Annotated in this window: 13 protein-coding genes and 3 tRNA genes; 1 reads left to right on the forward strand and 15 read right to left on the reverse strand. The window is 66.0% G+C overall.

The genetic code is table 11. The features are described 5' to 3' along the window. On the reverse strand, window positions 1–2,783 hold a 2,783-nt coding region (locus OEX18_01220; protein MDH4335886.1), incomplete at its 3' end, for an efflux RND transporter permease subunit. Window positions 2,784–2,792: 9 nt separating this feature from the next. Next, window positions 2,793–3,992, reverse strand: a complete 1,200-nt coding sequence (locus OEX18_01225; GenBank protein ID MDH4335887.1) for an efflux RND transporter periplasmic adaptor subunit — start codon at window positions 3,990–3,992, stop codon at window positions 2,793–2,795. 856 nt (window positions 3,993–4,848) lie between these two features. Here OEX18_01225 and OEX18_01230 point away from each other — a divergent pair. Next, window positions 4,849–6,021 (forward strand): hypothetical protein, encoded by a 1,173-nt coding sequence (locus OEX18_01230; GenBank protein MDH4335888.1) that lies wholly within the window; start codon window positions 4,849–4,851, stop codon window positions 6,019–6,021. Between the two features lie 60 nt (window positions 6,022–6,081). Here OEX18_01230 and OEX18_01235 read toward each other — a convergent pair. The 13 genes from OEX18_01235 to OEX18_01295 form a co-directional block, all read right to left on the reverse strand. Continuing rightward, a tRNA-Arg gene (locus OEX18_01235) sits at window positions 6,082–6,158 on the reverse strand. An 11-nt stretch (window positions 6,159–6,169) separates the two neighbouring features. Then, complete coding sequence (locus OEX18_01240; GenBank protein ID MDH4335889.1) at window positions 6,170–6,526, reverse strand: DUF3566 domain-containing protein; 357 nt, start codon at window positions 6,524–6,526, stop codon at window positions 6,170–6,172. Window positions 6,527–6,547: 21 nt separating this feature from the next. After that, window positions 6,548–6,642: transfer RNA gene (locus tag OEX18_01245), tRNA-Ser, on the reverse strand. Window positions 6,643–6,663: 21 nt separating this feature from the next. Further along, a tRNA-Ser gene (locus OEX18_01250) sits at window positions 6,664–6,751 on the reverse strand. A gap of 79 nt (window positions 6,752–6,830) precedes the next feature. Beyond that, a complete protein-coding gene (gene asnB / locus OEX18_01255) occupies window positions 6,831–8,756 on the reverse strand; it encodes an asparagine synthase (glutamine-hydrolyzing) (protein MDH4335890.1) in 1,926 nt (641 codons plus the stop codon). A gap of 7 nt (window positions 8,757–8,763) precedes the next feature. Continuing rightward, the gene (locus OEX18_01260; GenBank protein MDH4335891.1) at window positions 8,764–9,870 is read right to left on the reverse strand and encodes a glycosyltransferase family 4 protein; all 1,107 of its coding nucleotides are present in this window, start codon (window positions 9,868–9,870) and stop codon (window positions 8,764–8,766) included. A 4-nt stretch (window positions 9,871–9,874) separates the two neighbouring features. Next, window positions 9,875–10,789 carry a hypothetical protein gene (locus tag OEX18_01265; GenBank protein ID MDH4335892.1) on the reverse strand — a complete coding sequence of 305 codons (915 nt, stop codon included), beginning with the start codon at window positions 10,787–10,789 and terminating at the stop codon, window positions 9,875–9,877. Window positions 10,790–10,802: 13 nt separating this feature from the next. Next, window positions 10,803–11,918: a tRNA 2-thiouridine(34) synthase MnmA gene (gene mnmA / locus OEX18_01270; GenBank protein MDH4335893.1), complete on the reverse strand. Its 1,116-nt coding sequence runs from the start codon at window positions 11,916–11,918 to the stop codon at window positions 10,803–10,805. Between the two features lie 121 nt (window positions 11,919–12,039). Further along, on the reverse strand, window positions 12,040–13,209 hold the full coding sequence (locus OEX18_01275; GenBank protein ID MDH4335894.1) for a tetratricopeptide repeat protein: 1,170 nt from the start codon (window positions 13,207–13,209) through the stop codon (window positions 12,040–12,042). Between the two features lie 153 nt (window positions 13,210–13,362). Next, a complete protein-coding gene (locus tag OEX18_01280) occupies window positions 13,363–14,082 on the reverse strand; it encodes a tetratricopeptide repeat protein (protein ID MDH4335895.1) in 720 nt (239 codons plus the stop codon). Further along, entirely contained in the window at window positions 14,052–15,260 is a 1,209-nt protein-coding gene (locus OEX18_01285; GenBank protein ID MDH4335896.1) for a hypothetical protein, read from the reverse strand. Before OEX18_01285 ends, OEX18_01280 begins: the two co-directional genes overlap by 31 nt. Beyond that, the gene (locus OEX18_01290; protein ID MDH4335897.1) at window positions 15,257–16,372 is read right to left on the reverse strand and encodes a hypothetical protein; all 1,116 of its coding nucleotides are present in this window, start codon (window positions 16,370–16,372) and stop codon (window positions 15,257–15,259) included. Before OEX18_01290 ends, OEX18_01285 begins: the two co-directional genes overlap by 4 nt. Before the next feature lie 83 nt (window positions 16,373–16,455). Further along, window positions 16,456–16,857 carry a biopolymer transporter ExbD gene (locus tag OEX18_01295; GenBank protein MDH4335898.1) on the reverse strand — a complete coding sequence of 134 codons (402 nt, stop codon included), beginning with the start codon at window positions 16,855–16,857 and terminating at the stop codon, window positions 16,456–16,458. Between the last annotated feature and the right edge of the window lie 14 nt (window positions 16,858–16,871).

The raw sequence follows: 16,871 nt of genomic DNA on the forward strand, positions 1-16,871 counted from the left end.
GGGTGCACGAAGCTCTCGAACTGCGCCGCCATCACCAGGTAGACCAGGAACACGGCCAGGATGAGCGCCAGGATGAGGCTGCGGTAGGAACGCTGCAGCTCCTCGTTCTCGCCGCCCAGTTCCACCGTGATTCCCTGCGGGATACTGAGCGACGCCAGCATGGCGGTGACCTCGTCGGCGACGTTGCCCAGGTCGCGCCCGGACACGTTGCCCGAGACCACCGCGGCGCGCTGCTGCGAGACGCGCGAAATCTGGTTGACGCCCCGCGCCACCTCCACGTCGGCGATGGTCCCCAGCAGGATGGGGGTGCCGTCGCGTTCGGCCACCACCAGCGAGCGCATGGCGTCGATGTCCTGGGCGCGCCAGGCGCTAGTGCGCACGCGGATGTCGATCTGCTTGTCGCGCTCCTTGAACTGGGTCGGGACGTCACCAGCGATCTTGGTGCGGACCGTGTTGGCCACCTCTTCCACCGCGAGACCCATGGACGACATGCGCACGCGGTCGAACTGCACGTCGAGCTCCGGGTTGCCGAACTCGAGCGACGACTTGACGTCCTTCACGCCGGGAATCTCGGCCACGCGCAGCACCAGCTCGTCGGAGAACTGCTTGAGCTCGTCCAGATCGTAACCGAAGACGTGCACCTCGAGCGGCGTCTGGAAGGTGAAGTATGACGGCCGCGCAAAGTTGATGTCGGCGCCGGCGATCCCCGCGAACTTCGCGCGCAGAGAGTTAACCAGCCTCTCCTCCGCAACCGGGTCGCCCTTGTTCTCCATGACCACGTTGAGCTGGCCGAGGTTCTCGTCCTTGTTCTTGATGTTGCTGCCCAGGCGCGTGGCCGTCCCCACGCTGGTGAAGTACGACTCCACGCCGGGCTCGGCGTCCACGAACTCCTCCATGCGCGCCAGGCGCGCGTCGGTGTTCTCCAGCGGAGTCCCCTCCGGCATCTGCACCGCAAAGCTGAACTCGCCCTGCGAGAACTGCGGGATGACCTCCTTGCCGATGAACGGCGACACCAGGATGGCCGCCCCGAACAGCGTCAGCATCCCGGTGAGGAACAACCCGCGGTGCGCGAGGGCGCGGTCCAGGGCGGCGGTGTAAGACGTCTCCAGGCGCGGATAGAAGCGCCCGTAGGCCCCGCGCAGCGGGCGCGAGATGAACGTCAGTCCGCGCACCAGCCAGCCCGACACAATGCGCACCATCTTCAAGACGAACACCGGCACCGTAATGACGAGCACGCCCGTCACCGCCCGCATCCAGCGCCCGATGCGCCGGCGCGGGAGCGGCTTCGCCGCGCCCGCCGGCGCGCCGGCCAGCGGGCGCGCCTTGAACTCGAGCGACGACGCCATGGGAATCAGCATCAGCGACACCACCAGTGACGCCAGCAGCGAGATGGACACGGTGAGCGCCTGGTCCTTGAACACCTGGCCCGCCAGCCCCTCGACGAAGATGATGGGCAGGAACACGGCCACCGTGGTGAGGGTGGCGCCGGTGACCGCGGAGGCAACCTCGCTGGCGCCGCGGCCGGTGGCCTGCTTGCGGTCCGGGCTGGTCTCCTTGTGGCGCGAGATGCTCTCCAGCACCACGATGGAGTTGTCCACCAGCATGCCCACCCCCAGCGCGAGCCCGCCCAGAGACATCAGGTTCAGCGACACACCGAGCTGCTGCATGATCACGAAGGTGAACATGATGGAAATGGGAATAGAGAGCCCGATGATCATGGTGCTGCGGAAGTCGCGCAGGAAGATGTACAGAATGAGCACCGAGAGCAGCGCGCCCTGGATGGCGTTGAGGCGCACCTCGTTGATGGCGCTCTTGATGAAGCGGGACTGGTCGAACAGGACGTCGATCTTAACGTCGTCCGGCAGCTGGTGCCGCATCATGTCCACGCGGCGCTTGATGGCGTCCGCCACCGTCACCGTGTTGGCGTCGCCCTCCTTGTAGACCGCAATCTCCACCACTTCCCGGCCGTTGAGGCGCGTGATGACCTCGCGCTCCACGTGGCCGCGCGTCACCGACCCCAGGTCGGCCAGGATCACACGGCGCCCCGCGTCCTCGCGCACGATTGTATTGGCAATATCATCGACGCTCTTGAATTCGTTCTCGGTGCGCAGCAGGAACTCGCTGCCCTTGTCGCGCAGGCGGCCGCCGGACTGGTTCACGTTGTCCTGGGCGAGGCGCGCGGCCACGGTGGCGATGGGGATGCCGTAGCTGGAGAGGCGGCGTTCGTCCAGTTCGACCTGGATCTCTTCCTCCAGACCGCCCAGCACCTTGGCGCTGGCCACGCCGTCCAGCGCCTCCAGTTCCTTCTTGATGCTGTAGTCGGCCAGGTTGCGCAGGCGCACCAGGTTGTCGGAGCCGGAGACACCCATGCGGATCACCGGGTCCAGCGACGGGTCGTAGCGCAGGATCACCGGCGCCTTGCACTCGCGTGGCAGCCGCACCAGGTCGATCTTGTCGCGCACGTCGAGGGCCGCGTACTGCATGGACGTCTTCCAGGTGAACTCGAGGATGATCTCGGACATCCCCGGCTTGGACACCGAGCGCACCGAGCGCAGCCCGCTGATGACACCCACCGCCTCTTCCAGCGGGCGGGTGACGAAGTTCTCCACCTCGGCGGGCGCGGCGTCGGGGTAGTCGGTCTGGATGGTGAGGGAGGGGTAGGAGATCTCGGGCAGCAGCCGCAGCTGCAGGCGCGAGAGTGCCACGAACCCGAACACCACCGTCGCCACGAAGATCATGGTGACGGTGACGGGGCGCTTGATGGAGAAGTCGACGATGCGCATGGCGTCGCGCTACTGCTTGTCGCCGGTGGCGTTCTTGTCCGCGGCGAGGTTCTCGGGCGGCACCAGCTTGACCTTGCTGCCCTCGCGGATGCCACCCACCCCGGCCGTCACCACGGTGTCGCCGCTGGCGAGACCGCTGGTGATCTCGGCGTGGGTCTCGTCCTCGTAGCCCACGTCCACCGGCGCCTTGCGCACGGTGTCCGCCGCGGCCACGTACACGAAGTGGTCGCCCGCATCCGCCACCACCGCGCGGCGCGGCACGGCGAGCACGCCGTCGTGGGTGTCCATGAGAATGCTCACGCGCACAAAGCTGCCCGGCACGCCGCCGCCGGTGGTCTGCGCCGTCACCTTCACCGTCCCGGTGCGCAGGTCGACTTCGGGGGCGATGCGAAGAATTTCGCCGACGAACTGCGCATCGGGATCGGTGTCGGGACGGATGAACACCCGCTGCCCGGGGTGGACGCGGCGCGCCTCACCCTCGGGCAGATACATGGAGAGCAACAGCGGCGTGTTGTCGGTCACCACGAACAGCCGCGTGCCCATGGCGATGTTCTCGCCCGGGTCCACCAGCCGGCTGGTGACCACGCCGTCAAACGGCGCGCGGATCTGCGTGTACTCGTACTTCACGCGCGCGGACTCATAGGAGTTGGCCGCCAGCTCGTACTGGTACTTGACGTCGAGGTATTCCTTGTCCGAAATGAGATTCTGCTCGTGCATGGCCTCCAGGCGCTCGAGCTCCACCTGCTGCTTGTCGCGGTTGATGCGCGCCTGCTCCAGCGCCACCGCCGCCTCGGCGTCGTCCAGGCTGCACAGCAGCGCGCCCTCCTTCACCCGGTCGCCCTCTTCCACGACGATTTGCTTCACCTCGCCGGAGATCTTGGAGAGGATGTCCACGCGCTTCTCGGACTCGAGGGTGGCGGTGGTCTGGTAGTAGGTGGAGATGGAGCGCGGCGAGACGGTGGTGACCTCCACCGGGACGCGCGTGTCCTGCTTCTTCTTGTCCTTGTCCTTCTTCCCCTTCTTGTCACCCTTCTTCTTCTCGCCGGACTTCGCCACGGCGGTGGAATCCCCTGCGAGTGTCGTATCCGACGCCAGCGCGTCGCTGCCGCTGCCACCCAGGCGCGGGCGAACCACCACCACGGCAACCACCAGCACGGCCACAATACTGCAGAGGAGAATGACGAGACTTCGGCGGGAAAGCTTCTTCATGGGGTCTCCGTACTCGCTGACGATTTCTGGGAACCTGCGCACCGGGCGGCGCCTGGTCCTGTCTACGCGCCCCCGCATCCGGATGTTTCAGGCGGGTTTGCGCGGCCCGGGCGTCACTGGCTGGGACTGTGCCAGGGACGCGAAAGTTTCAGATTTTTTGGATGTGGCACGGAATCCTACGCCAGTCGATTGCGCGTTGGCCGGGGTGTCTGGACCTTGCCATGATTTGGGGCATCTTTTGCGCGGGGAAGGCTCGGGTAGAGACCCAAGCTCTTCCCGCCTGCTCGGAGGAGCTTTCTCGACTCCTGGCCGGGTTTTGGCCCGTCCCAGCGATTGCCCCCCATCATCTGGCAGCCGAGATCCATCGCAACGCCACCCGCCTAATGATGCCGGTCATTCCAGCGGCCCAGGCCCAACCCGAGGGTCGTCGACGGCATTGAATCGTCAGTCCAGAGCGCGACGCCCGCGACTTATCTGTAAAGATCACTTGACACCGCATGGCCCCCGCGCGACCATTTCTTCAGTGCTTCTAGCATGCCTTGACTGTCTATAGCGAACCATAGCCGATAGCGAACTATAGCGAAAAGAGGAAGACATGAGAAGCACTCGTCCAATCGCTCTGGCGGCGTTTGTGGTTGGTGTGCTCGATCGGTGCGAAACCAGTTGGCGTCTCAGCAGTGCCATATGATCCCACCGCCGGTTTTTGCCCAGCGTCGGTCAATCTGCTTGCCCAAGCCAGATTTGATTTAACCACGTGTTTGGGCTCCGCCTCTTCTCCACTTCTATGCGCTACGCAAGCATCATATGTACATCAAGCTCAGGAGCAAGTGGACATTTGGTGTAACTTCTCATCAGAATGAAGCGTGACTTACGATCGTCGACGCAGAAGCCGCTGATTGCCCTGGTGGTGGCCGCTGCGTGTATTTGCCTTTGTGTTGCCACTGATGCGCGCTCCGACCGTTTCCCGCACCTGATGTGGCGGATAACAGATGAGGAGCTTGAGTTTCCGCTAGGCGCGATTACTGACGTCGGTGTCGACGGCGACATGACGGTGTATCTCCTCGACAGACAGGTCAAGGAAGTCCGTCGCATCACGGCGGATGGGGACGAGTTACCACCCCTGGGACGCGAAGGCGAGGGCCCAGGAGAGTTCATGCACCCCGCCCTTGTCTCCGGTGTCCCATCAGGCGGCTGTGTTGTTGTGCAGGACTTCTATGCACCCGCGGTATGCTTGCTGCCAGCCGGTCACCCGTGCCCTGCTCCGGACCTCGCTCTAATTCGGGACCTTTTTGGCACAACCCTGTTCATGGCAACCGCTCGAAGTGATGAAAAGGGTCGCTTGCTGGTGGTGGCAACCACAACCGAGATTCCCTATGACAAGACCCACCCCGCCGCCGACCTGGGCAGCGCCACGTCCGTCTTCCGTGTCCAGCCTGGCGAAAAACAGGCAACAGTCCTTTTCACCAATTCTCAGAGCCTCGGAGATGAACGCACGGTGAGGTTTGGGAACATCGGCTTCTATCCGATCCGATCGTGGGACGTTCATCCGACTGGACGGCTGATCTATGCGGACCCTGAGGGCCGCAGCAGAGTTCTGATCGGCCATCCCGCTGACGGGCCTGTCGAGGTCCTGGATCTGCCGGCCGTCAGTGGAGACGAAGAAGGAATTGCAAGGCGGGCGAGGGCCGAGAATCGCTCACCCGATTCGTACCCCCGTATCGCAGACGTACAGTGGATTGGAAGCGACCGTTTCCTCATCAAGCCGGTTGCCGCGGACCCCGGAGTCGAGATTCAGCAGACTGGAATCGTTGAGCTCTTTGATACGACAGGCTCATCGCTGGGCCGCCGTACCATCGTCTGTGACTACGATCCTGACCAGGACACGCTGTTCCAGCGAGGCGGCATCATCGTTATCATCAAGAGCGGCAGATCCGCGTTACTCGCCTCATTTCGAACCAAGCCGGGAGAGCCCGTGGTGCAATTCGAAGACGAGATCATCGTGGAGGCATACGATCTCACGCGTCAGTAGTGCCAATGCTTCGACCACGAATCTTGAGCTGTCTCAAGTGGCGGAAAAAGAAGGAGAGAATGGTGCGCCGGAGAGGACTTGAACCCCTAACCTTGTGGTCCGTAGCCACACGCTCTATCCAGTTGAGCTACCGGCGCACCCAGAGTCTTTATGATACCGGCGTCGAAGACGGTGGTACCTGCGGACGCTCGACCACTTCCAGGTCGAGACCGACGCCGCCCACCCAGCGCGCGGCGAGATTGTAGAGCGCGGCACCCACCGCCACCACCATCGCGCCGAACACCCCGTACAGCACCGCGAGCACCGGCGCCGCCAGAATGCCCAGCGCGCCGGTCAGCACCCCCAGCCCGGGGAAATCCGCGTCCGCGAGCAACCCGCCGAACTGTCCGACAACGGCAAAAACGAACGCGTAGAAGAGCCCGGCGATCAGGCCGAGCACTGCGTAGAGGATGAAGGCGACCTTGAAGATCGACCCTACGTCGACGCGCTTGAGACGGGCGTTCATGTTATGTCGGCCCTCATTTCATGGCGGAGAGGGAGGGATTCGAACCCTCGGTACGGGTTTAAGCCCGTACGACGGTTTAGCAAACCGTTGCCTTCAGCCAACTCGGCCACCTCTCCAATATCGATGTCAAAAGGAACTGGCGGAGGGCGAGGGACTCGAACCCCCAAGGGCGGTTAAGCCCGACGGTTTTCAAGACCGTTGCCTTACCAATTAGGCTAGCCCTCCGGTCCGTTGACCGGAACGCGCACTATAGCACCGGCACCCCGGGGGGTCAAGCGCGCCTAAAAAAAGCCGGGAGTTCGGGTTAGACCTCCGGGCCCCCGGCCGTCCCCGACCCCGCGTCCCGCCACATTTCGAAGGCCAGCAGGTACCAGAGCATCACGGTGAGCTTTCCGTCCCCGGCGTAGAAGTCCTCCACCCGGTGCCTCACCACCACCGGGTTGAATATGCCCGCCGCGCGCACGCGCTCGTCGGAGAGGTGATCCTGCACCAGGTCGCCCAGTTCCCCGCGCAACCAGGCCTCCAGCGGAATGGTGAAGCCCTGCTTGGGCCGGTCCACCAGCTGGCGCGGCACGTGGCGGTAGAGGATGCGCTTCAGAATGTGCTTCGGCCCCAGGGGTCCGCGGCGCAGGCGCAGCGGCAGCCGGAAGGCAAACTCAGCCACGCGGTGGTCGAGCATGGGTTCGCGGCCCTCGAGACTCACCGCCATGGTGGTGCGGTCCACCTTGGTCAGCACGTCCTCGGGCAGGTAGTTGTCGAAATCCCACTGGCACATCTGTTCCGCCGGCGTGCCGGGGTACGCGTCCATGAGCGCGCGCGGGTTCTGGTAGTTCCCCAGCAGCGCGGCCACCTCCTCGGGGAGCCAGTAGGAGATGGCGGCGTCGTAGATGCCCGCCGGCGAATGGTTCTTGAGAATCGCGCGCGAGCGCCGGATGCGCCGCGTGATGAGACCGCGATTGCGCGGCGAGAGCCCCATGTCCCCCAGCAGGGAGCGCACCCCGTCCACGTTCACCACGTCCAGCCCGGCCGAGATCAGCGAGGCCGGTCCGGCGGGAATATTGGCGAAGCGCTCGATGCGCGCGAGGGCGTCGTCGTACACGCTGTACCCGGAGAACAGCTCGTCGCCGCCATCCGCGGAGAGCACCACCTTCACCTTCTCGCGCGCCAGGCGCGACACCAGCAGCGTGGGAATGCCCGACGGATCGCCAAAAGGTTCGTCGAACAGATCGCCCCAGCCGCGCGCAATCTGCAGCGCCTCCCCCACGGTCAGGATGTAGCCGGTGTGGTCGGTGCCGACGTGCTTCGCCACCTCGGCGGCGAACCCGGACTCGTCGTGGCGCGCGGAGTCGAACCCGATGGTGAATGTGCTCAGCCGTGCGCTGGTGTGCTTTGCGAGCAACGACGTAACCAGCGACGAATCGATGCCGCCGGAGAGATACACGCCCACCGGAACATCCGACACCATGCGCAGCTTGAAGGCGTCGACGAGCAGTTCCTCCAGTTGCGCCTCGAGCGCCGCGTCGTCACCGGCCAGCGGCGGGCGCGCCGGATCCACCACGCTCCAGTAACGATCCACGCGCGGCTGTTCGCCGCGCACCAGTCGCAGGCGGCAACCGGGTTCCAGCTTGCGCACCGACCTGTATATGCTGCGCGGGGCGGCAATGTATCCGTACTGCAGGTACTCGCCCAGCGCGGTCATGTCGAGTTCGGGCGTCCAGTGCGGGTACGCGCGCAGCGCCTTCATCTCGGAGCCGAACCACAGCGTCTTCCCGTCCCATCCGTAGTAGAGCGGCTTCACCCCGACGCGATCGCGCACCAGCAGCAGTTCCTGTTCGCGCGCGTCCCACAGTGCAATGGCGAACATGCCAACGAACCGTTGCACCGCGTCCGGACCCCACTCCAGGAACGCGGCGAGTATCACCTCGGTGTCGCCGGTACCGCGAAAGGCGTGCCCGCGCGCCACGAGTTCCCTGCGCACGTCGGCAAAGTTGTAGATCTCGCCGTTGTAGGTGATCGTGAAGCGCCCGTCTCCGGCATGCATGGGCTGATGGGCCGCGTCGGATAGATCCAGGACGGAGAGCCTGCGATGCCCCAGGCCGACGCCGTCACCGTCCAGCCAGCAACCGGCGTCGTCGGGGCCACGGTGTTCCAGGCTGGCCACGGCGCGCCGCAGCCCGCCCTCCAGCGCGAGGGAGGGGTCACTGGTAACGAAGCCGGTTATTCCACACATGGGAGATTCAGCGAGCCGACGCCGCGCCCTGCCGCAGCGAGGAAAAGTACTCCGTGTAGGCGGCGCCCAGGCGTTCCGGCGAGAAGCGATCCCGGATGTAACCACGGGCGGCATCGCCCAGCGCACGCCGCGCCGTCTCGTCGACCAGGTCCCGCACCGCCGCCACCATGCCGTCGAGTGAGTCTGTCACCACGCCCACACCCGCCTCACGAATGAGGCCGTCGATATCGTTGAAGGTGACCACCGGGACGCCCTGGTTCCACGCCTCGAGGTAGGCGTTGGGGAACCCCTCGACCGCGGAAGTGTTGACCAGCAGCGCCGCACGCGACAGTACCGTGGCCACCTCGTCGTGCGGGCGGCGCCCCATCATGGTCACGTTGGGAAGTTTCGCCGCCTCCTCGCGAACGCGCGCCGAGAACTCGGGCTCGCTCGGGAAGTCACCGCCCAGGACCACAAACTCCCGCTCGGGTACGCGTCGCGCCAGCTCGAGAAGCAGGTCGGGGCGCTTCACCGACCACAGCGAGCCGATCCACACGATGATGTCGCGCGTGCCCGCCTCCTGCGGCGGCGCAGGCGCGATGCCGTTGGGAATCAGCCGTACCGGCCTGCCCAGCGTCTCCGCGGCCGCGCGCTGTGTCTCGTTCTGCACAACGATACCCGCACAGCGATTGAGACCGTACCGGAACAACATGCGGTCGCGAAATCCGCCGACGGTCACCGCGCGCGGATCGAAGTCGCCGTCACTGCCCGCGCCGTAGACGAACGGGCGGCGCCGGCGCCGGCAATGCATGGCCACCAACCCGGTGATCATACCCGCGTTGCGCTGGTAGTACACGTCGGCATTCGCGCGTTCCAGAGCCGCCATGACACCGCTCCAGCGCGGGTGGAAGAAGCGCAGCCCGGGAAGGCCGTCGGCCGAGTAGAACGCGTTCTCGGCGGGAAGCGGCAGCGACGTGCCATTGGGCAGGTCGGTAACCACCAGCACCACCTCCTGCCCCGCCGCGCGCAACGCGTCGGCCACGAACGCCGCCTGCACCTCGGCGCCCCCGAAATGCACGCGCCCGGTCACACCGTAATAGGAGGTCAGACGTGGGGATACGATGCAGACCTTCACGGCCTCACTCTTCCAGTTGCCGGAACTTGCGCCGGCTTCGGATCAGGTGACGCGCGATCACGGCGATGAACAGCAGCGCGGCGAAACCGAACAGGGGACCTTCCTGCAGCGCGAACAGCCGCGAGCGATAGCGGCGCTCGAGGTCGTCCTGGAAGTAGGCGCCGTAGTCGGCCAGGCTGAAGCCCCAGAAGTCCTGGAACGCACCCTCGAAGTTGCGCCGCCGGTCCACCTCGGCCAGGAACGCGGGCAGGCGTTCGAAACCGCCCGCGGTGAACAGCTCGCGGAACGCCGCGTACGACACCCGGTACGCCCCCTGCGCGCGCGACTCCTCCGCAGGATAACTGTATGTCATGTCGCGCAGCGGCGGCGCCGACCCGTTCCATACGCTGGTCGCCAGCTGCCAGCCGTCCACCATGGACCACTCGCGCGCCTGCCACTGCGCCAGTCCCTCCAGAAACCAGATGGGAAAACGAACGCGCGGCACGCGCTGGTAGAGCAGCAGGTGCGAGAGCTCGTGCGGCACCACTTCCTCGAGCGAGTTGTACGCGCGCGTGGCCTTGTTGACGTCCACCAGGATGCGCTGCTCCTCGAGCACCGCGAATGCGACACCCCACGTGGGCAGGCCTTCCTCCAGGGTGCGGTCGTAACCGCGCGCGTCGGAGGTCACCACGATATCGATGGGGGTGATGTGCGCGAGGCCCAGTTCCGCGGCGATGCGCGGAATCTCGGCGCGGCAGATGTCGGTCACCTTGTCCGCCACGCGGCCATAGCGGTTCTCGTAACGGATGGTGACGGGAAGCGGGGCGAGATCGCGCACCAGGCCGCCCGTCGCGGGGTCCTGCGCGCCCGCGGGGGACGCCGGGGCGAGTGCCGCCAGCGCCAGCGCCAGTACGCGCGCAGCGCGAAACAGCCGGCTCATCACAACACCGCGCTCAGCGAACACCGGCCGCCTCGATCACGCCCGCACCCACCACAACGTCGCCGTCGAAGAAGGCGATGGTCTGGCCGGGTGCGACCGCGCGCTGGGCGTTCGCAAAGGTCACACGCGCACGGCTCCCCCGCACGGACAGCCCGGCGATGGCTTCGGCGGGATGACGCGAACGGATCTGCGCGGTCAGCGCGGACGGGTCTGCGACCGCGTCGGCGTCGATCCACGCCAGGCTGCACTCGAGTTCGCAACGCAGCAGATTCTCTTCGTCGCCCAGCACCACCGCGTTGCGCTCGGCGTCCAGCGCCACCACGTACTGCGGCTTCGCCGCCGACACGCCCAGCCCGCGCCGCTGGCCCACGGTGAAGGCGGCAACGCCGTCGTGCTCGCCGATGACCTCGCCGCGCGTGTTTTCGATGGGCCCCGCGGCCAGCGGCACGCGGCCGTCCAGGAACTCGCGCAGTGACCGTGTGGAGACGAAGCACACCTCCTGGCTGTCCGGCTTCTCGGCGATGGACAGGCCCGCGTCGCGCGCGTGGCCGCGCACCGACGGTTTCTCGCGGTCGCCGAGCGGAAACAGCACGCGGTCCAGAATGGCGGGATTCACCGCGGAGAGAAAGTACGCCTGGTCCTTGGCGGCGTGCGCGGCGCGTGCCACGTAGTGACGTCCCGCATGGGAGCGGAACACGCGCGCGTAGTGCCCGGTGGCGACGAACTCGAAATCCATCTGTTCCGCCCAGTTCACCAGCGTGTCGAAACGGACAATCGAATTGCAGCGCACGCACGGGTTGGGGGTGCGGCCGCGCGCGTACTCGGCGAGGAAGTCGTCGTACACCTGGCGCCCGAACATCTCCTCGGTGCTTACCACCAGGTGGCGGATGCCGATGCGCTGGCACACGCCGCGCGCGTCGTCGATGGCGTCGGTGGAGCAGCAGCTCCGCTCGGGAATCGTGGCGCTGTCGCCGTAGCAGTAGTTCTTCATGGTCACGCCCACCACGCGGTAGCCGGCCTCCACCAGCGCCAGCGCGGACACGGCGGAGTCCACCCCGCCACTCATGGCGAGCAGAACGCTGCGCCCGTCACCGGGGCGCGAATCGATGGATAGATAACTTCCCTGCATGGTCACCACGTTCGTGTGGCCGCTCGCGATTCCACTTCCCCCACAACGAAGAATCCTCCCCGCCGGTCGCGGCGGAGAGGATTCTCGTAGACGACGTTCACGCCGCAGATCCGGGCCGGAACTACTGTCCCGCCGCCGCCTGCTGGCGCTTCTTGAGATTCTCCTGGCGCGTGATCTTGGCCTTGGCGTAGGCGCCCCACTGCGGGTCGCCGGTGGCACGCTGGAATACGGAGATGGCTTCGTCGTACGAGCCCACCTTCTCCAGCGCCTCACCCCACGCCACGTACAGGCCGGCCTTCTTGTCGGTGTGCTCCAGGCCCTTCTTGGACATGTTGATGGCGTCGCCGTAGCGGCCCTGCTCGTTGTAGCACGCCGCCAGTTCCTGGTAGGCCAGCGCGAAGTCCGGCTTGATCTCGATGGCCTTCTCCAGGTAGGGCGTCGCTTCCTTGAACTTCTTCTGAGCCTTGAGCGAAGCGCCCAGGTTGTACTGGTAGGACGCGTTGTCGGGCTTCTCCGCAACGAGTTCCGTGTACACCGCCGCCGACTTCTCGAACTGCTGCTCGTTGATGAGGATCTTGCCCAGTTGCGACTGGAAGCGCACGCGCGTGTCGCCGGTGGTGGCGGCAATGGCACGCTCGAAGGTGTCGATGGCCTTGGCGCTGTCCTTCTGCTCCGCGTAGATCTGCGCCAGCGAGCCCAGTGACTGCGCGTCCTCGGGATTGCTGGTGACGGCCATCTCGTAGAACTCGGCCGCCTTGTCCAGTTTCCCCTGCTTCTGGTAGAGGAAGCCCAGGTGAACCGCGGCGTCGTAACTGGCCGGGTCGATGGCGAGCATGGCGTCGTACGACACCACCGCGCCGGCGTACTGGGCGTCCGCCGCGTCATTCTGATCCGCCTTGGCGGCCTGCTCGGCGGCGAGGATCTGCGTGTGGCCCAGGTTGGAGAGCAGGTCCAGGCGCTGCGGCTCCAGCTTGTGCGCCGCGGCGTAGGCCTCCGCGGCCCGGGGATAGTTCTTCAACTCGCGGTAGCACGCGCCCAGGTCCTGCCACGCGGCGATGCGCGCGGGCTCCTGCTGCACGACCTTCTCCAGTTCCTCCGCGGCCTTGTCGAACTGCTTCGCCGTCATCAGCTGGGAGGCGGTCTGGTGCATCATGTCGACGGTGGTGAGCTGCCGCTCGAACCCGTGCTCGTCCTTGGTCTTGTCGAGCACTTCCTGGGCGGTGGCCGAACCTGCCCACGCGGCCAGGCACAACGCCGCGGTTAGTGCGGAAACTCGCGCGAAAGCTCTCATCGTTCCGATCCTCCGTAGGGCTTGAGCTGGTTCGCAGGGGGCGAACCGCTTGAACAGGGCGAAGATAGGGGAAACGGGCCCGCTCGGCCCGCCGATCTGTCATCAAAGGTAGCGGAGGCGAGTCGTTGTGTCAAGTGTATATTTTGATTGATCTTACGGTGTTTCGGCCAGGTACTGGCGGATGATGCGCACGTTCTCCGCGGCGGTACGGCCCAGTTCGCCGTCCGGGTCCAGTTTCGCCACCTGCTCCCATTCGACGAGCGCCTCGACGAAGATCTTCGCCTCCGCGAACGCGAGGCCCAGGTTGTAGTGCGCCTGCGGGCTCCCGGGGTCGACCTGCAGCGCACGCTGGTAGAGGTCCATGGCCTCGGACCTGTTGCCCGCGGTGTACTCGAGAAACCCGAGGTGGCAGTACGCGAGGACGTCGTCGGGGTCGATGGCGATGGCACGCTTGAAGGCGCTGCGCGCCTCGTTGCTCTTGCGGCCGGCGTCGTAGGCGAGCCCCATGTTGACGAAGGCGCGCGAGTAATCGGGATCGATGGTGATGGCGCGCAGGTACTGCGTGGTGGCGGAATCGAGGTACGCGGTCGCTTCGGCGCCGTGCTCGGGTGGAACCTCCATGGCCAGCGCATACCAGGCGTTGCCGGTATGAAAGGCCAGCCGGGCGTCGGCGGGTTGCGCGGCGGTCAGAACACGCAGGGTGTCGAGCTGCGCCTGCGGCGTCATCGCTCCCAGCCGGTCGGCAAGCGACGGCGGCGGAGCGGGCTCGCGCGTGGAGGCGTGCTTGCCGCAGCCGGCCACTCCCGGCGCCAGCGCGCAACACGCGGCCAGCGCCAGCGCGGCTAGTAGCGCGCTCCCCGTTTTCGTTTCCATTCTTCCGACCCCGCAATGCTCAGGAAAAAGCGAACGAACTGATCCTCGTAATTATTGGTCTCCACCGAACCGGTCTTGCCGAACTGGAGCGCCAGATCCAGCTTACCGGTCTTGCTGCGAAACAGCAAGCCGGTGCCGAGCGTGAACGCCACCTTCTTGATGGGCTCGCCGTCGGGCATGGTGTAGGGCAGTTGCTCCCATCGCGCCGAGGCGCGGATGGGCAGCAACGCGTTCCCCTCGCGGTACTCGACCCCGATCGACGCCACCTCTTCACGGACCAGCCGTTCGGGGGGAACCGACAGGCCGCTGAAGTTCTCGAAGTCGCGAACCGCGCCGCCCGCGTACGCGGTGAAGCCCGCGCCCAGGCGCACCACCGCCGACGCCGTCCAGCGCGCCGGCAACGACACCGTTTCCTGGTAGCTGCTGTTCGCACTGGCGTTGGTATGGGTCTCGTCCACCGACACGTCGTAGTCGACAACCCCCTCGTAGACCAGGCCCAGCGACACCCGGTTCACCGGGCGCAGCACCACACCGCCCCCCCAGCTGCCGCCGCTGAACTCCCGGTACTGGTTGCTGACCGCGTCCGCGGTGGAGGCACCCACGAAGTCGATGATCCAGCGATCCTGGATGGTCCCGCGCTCCAGCGAGTACGAACCACCCAGCTTGAGGTAGCGTCCCAGGTCCGCCGCCAGCACGAAAGGCACGGACCACAGGCCGCCGCTGCGCTCGAAACGATCGAAGTAGACGTCGCCCTCGCTGGTCACCTGCTCCACGCTGAAACTGCCGTCGGGATCATAGCGCCCGCGGTACCCCAGCGACACGCTCAGCCTCTTCTTGTAAATGGGAAACGCAAAGTTGAATCCGCTGATCTTGGTGGAGACACTCTTCTCCTGCGCATCGGCCGACTTGTTATCGTCGCTGGTCACGTAGCCGGCCACGCAGAACGTCACGCGCTTTGCCCACGCCATGGTGGCCGGGTTTTGCTGCAGGACACCGAGCGAGTCGTCCATGAGCTGCACGAAGCCACCCAGCGCCGCGGTGCGCGCATCGCCCACGTCCATGTGCTCGCCCAGCAGGTTGAGCCCGAACACCGATTCCGCCACGCCACTGCGCGGCGCGCACAACGCCGCGGCACCCAGCAGGGCGGCGAGGAGGATGCGCGTGGCCGCCCGGTTCATCTGTCGAACTCGGCCGGCGTGGATGAGGTGATGTACACACGCGGGCGCAGTGTGTCCTGCGCCGCCGTGCCGTAGAACTCAATCTGGCGCACCGCGGAGTTGTCCGCCACCAGGCGCAGGGTGAAGCCGTTGTCCTCCAGCGTGCCCTGCAGGGTGAGAAAGATCGAGTTGGTCAGCTTGAAGTCGACCACCCCGTCCCCCTCCAGAATCTCCACGTTGGTCACCAGCTGGCCGGAGGTGAAATCCGCGCTGGCCGGGTCGGACGAGTTGGGCACGAAGATCACCGCGCGGGTGTTGGTGCCCAGCACGGATCCGGGCACCAGGTGGAAACGCACGCGCGCCGTGTGCACGGCGGACTCCTCGGCCAGTTCGTCCAGACGCACGCGGAAATAGATCCGGCGCAGGTGGCCGTCCGAGATGATGAGGTTGTTCGTTGCCACCTCGGGGCGCACGAAGATGGCGTCCGCACTGGCGTAGTAGCGGCTCTGGAAACCGCCCACGTAGTTTACCTGGAGCTGCGGCTTGTCCTGGGCCGACTCGCGCGACTTGAAGGTGGCGAGGCGCTCGCTGGTGTCGGTGTAGACGATGGCGATCGCGGTGCGGGTGGTGTCATTGCGCACCCAACCCTGCACCAGGTCGGCCGGCAGCGGATAGCTGACGGGAAACGTCTGCAACATGCGGTCCACCGAACCCGTCACCGGGTCCGGGATCACGGCCAGCGTGTCCAGCGTGGGCACCGAGTCGCCGTTGGCATACTGGAAGGTCAGGCGGTAGAAGCGGGCCGGGAACGTCCCGGTGAGGTCGCGCGCCACCAGGCGCAGGTTCGCGCTTTCCACCACGCGGCCCGCGTCCGCGCTGGACCCGGAGTACGAGATGTTGATGATCATCGCGCGGGTGTAGCCGTCCAGGGTGCCGAGCTCCAGCGTGGAGTCGTTCCAGATGAGCGAGTGGTACTGCAGAACCGTGTCCGCGTAGACCGCGATGGTGTCCTGGAAGACCGTCCCGGGTTTGCTGCCCAGCAGGTCGGAATCCGAACCCACCGGTCCGTCTGGATCAGACGAACACGCGAGCGCCACGGCGAGCGCGGTGGCGGCGAGCGCGGCCAGGAGCATGCGCCTCCGGCGCGCGCGAGGGTTGGCAGAGAGCATCGGCACCTTGTAGCACACGGCCGCCGGGCGGTCAAGACAACCGCGGCTCACTTCTCTGGCTCCGTGGCCACGGTGAGCTTCTTCACGCCCGCACCCTTGATGAGATCCAGCACGTGAATCACCGCTCCGTGCGACACCCGCGAGTCCGCCTTGAGCACGACCGCCTTCTCGTCCTGGTCCGCCAGGCGGTTGATGAGCGCCTGTTCCAGCAACGCGGGTTCGATGGGCTCGTCGTTCACGAACACCGCCCCCGACTCGTCCATGTACACCACGATCGGGCTCTGGCGCACCGCCTCCGCGTTGCGGGCCTCGGGGAGCTGCAGGCTGATGGCCGGCTGGCTCACGAAGGTGGTGGACACGATGAAGAAGATGAGCAGCAGGAACAGCACGTCGATGAGCGACGTGAGGTTGATGATGACCGATCGTTTTCTCGCGCGTCGAAGTTCCATCGCTCACCGGGCCG

Source organism: Candidatus Krumholzibacteriia bacterium, from assembly GCA_029865265.1.
Classification (GTDB): Bacteria; Krumholzibacteriota; Krumholzibacteriia; order WVZY01; family JAKEHA01; genus JAKEHA01.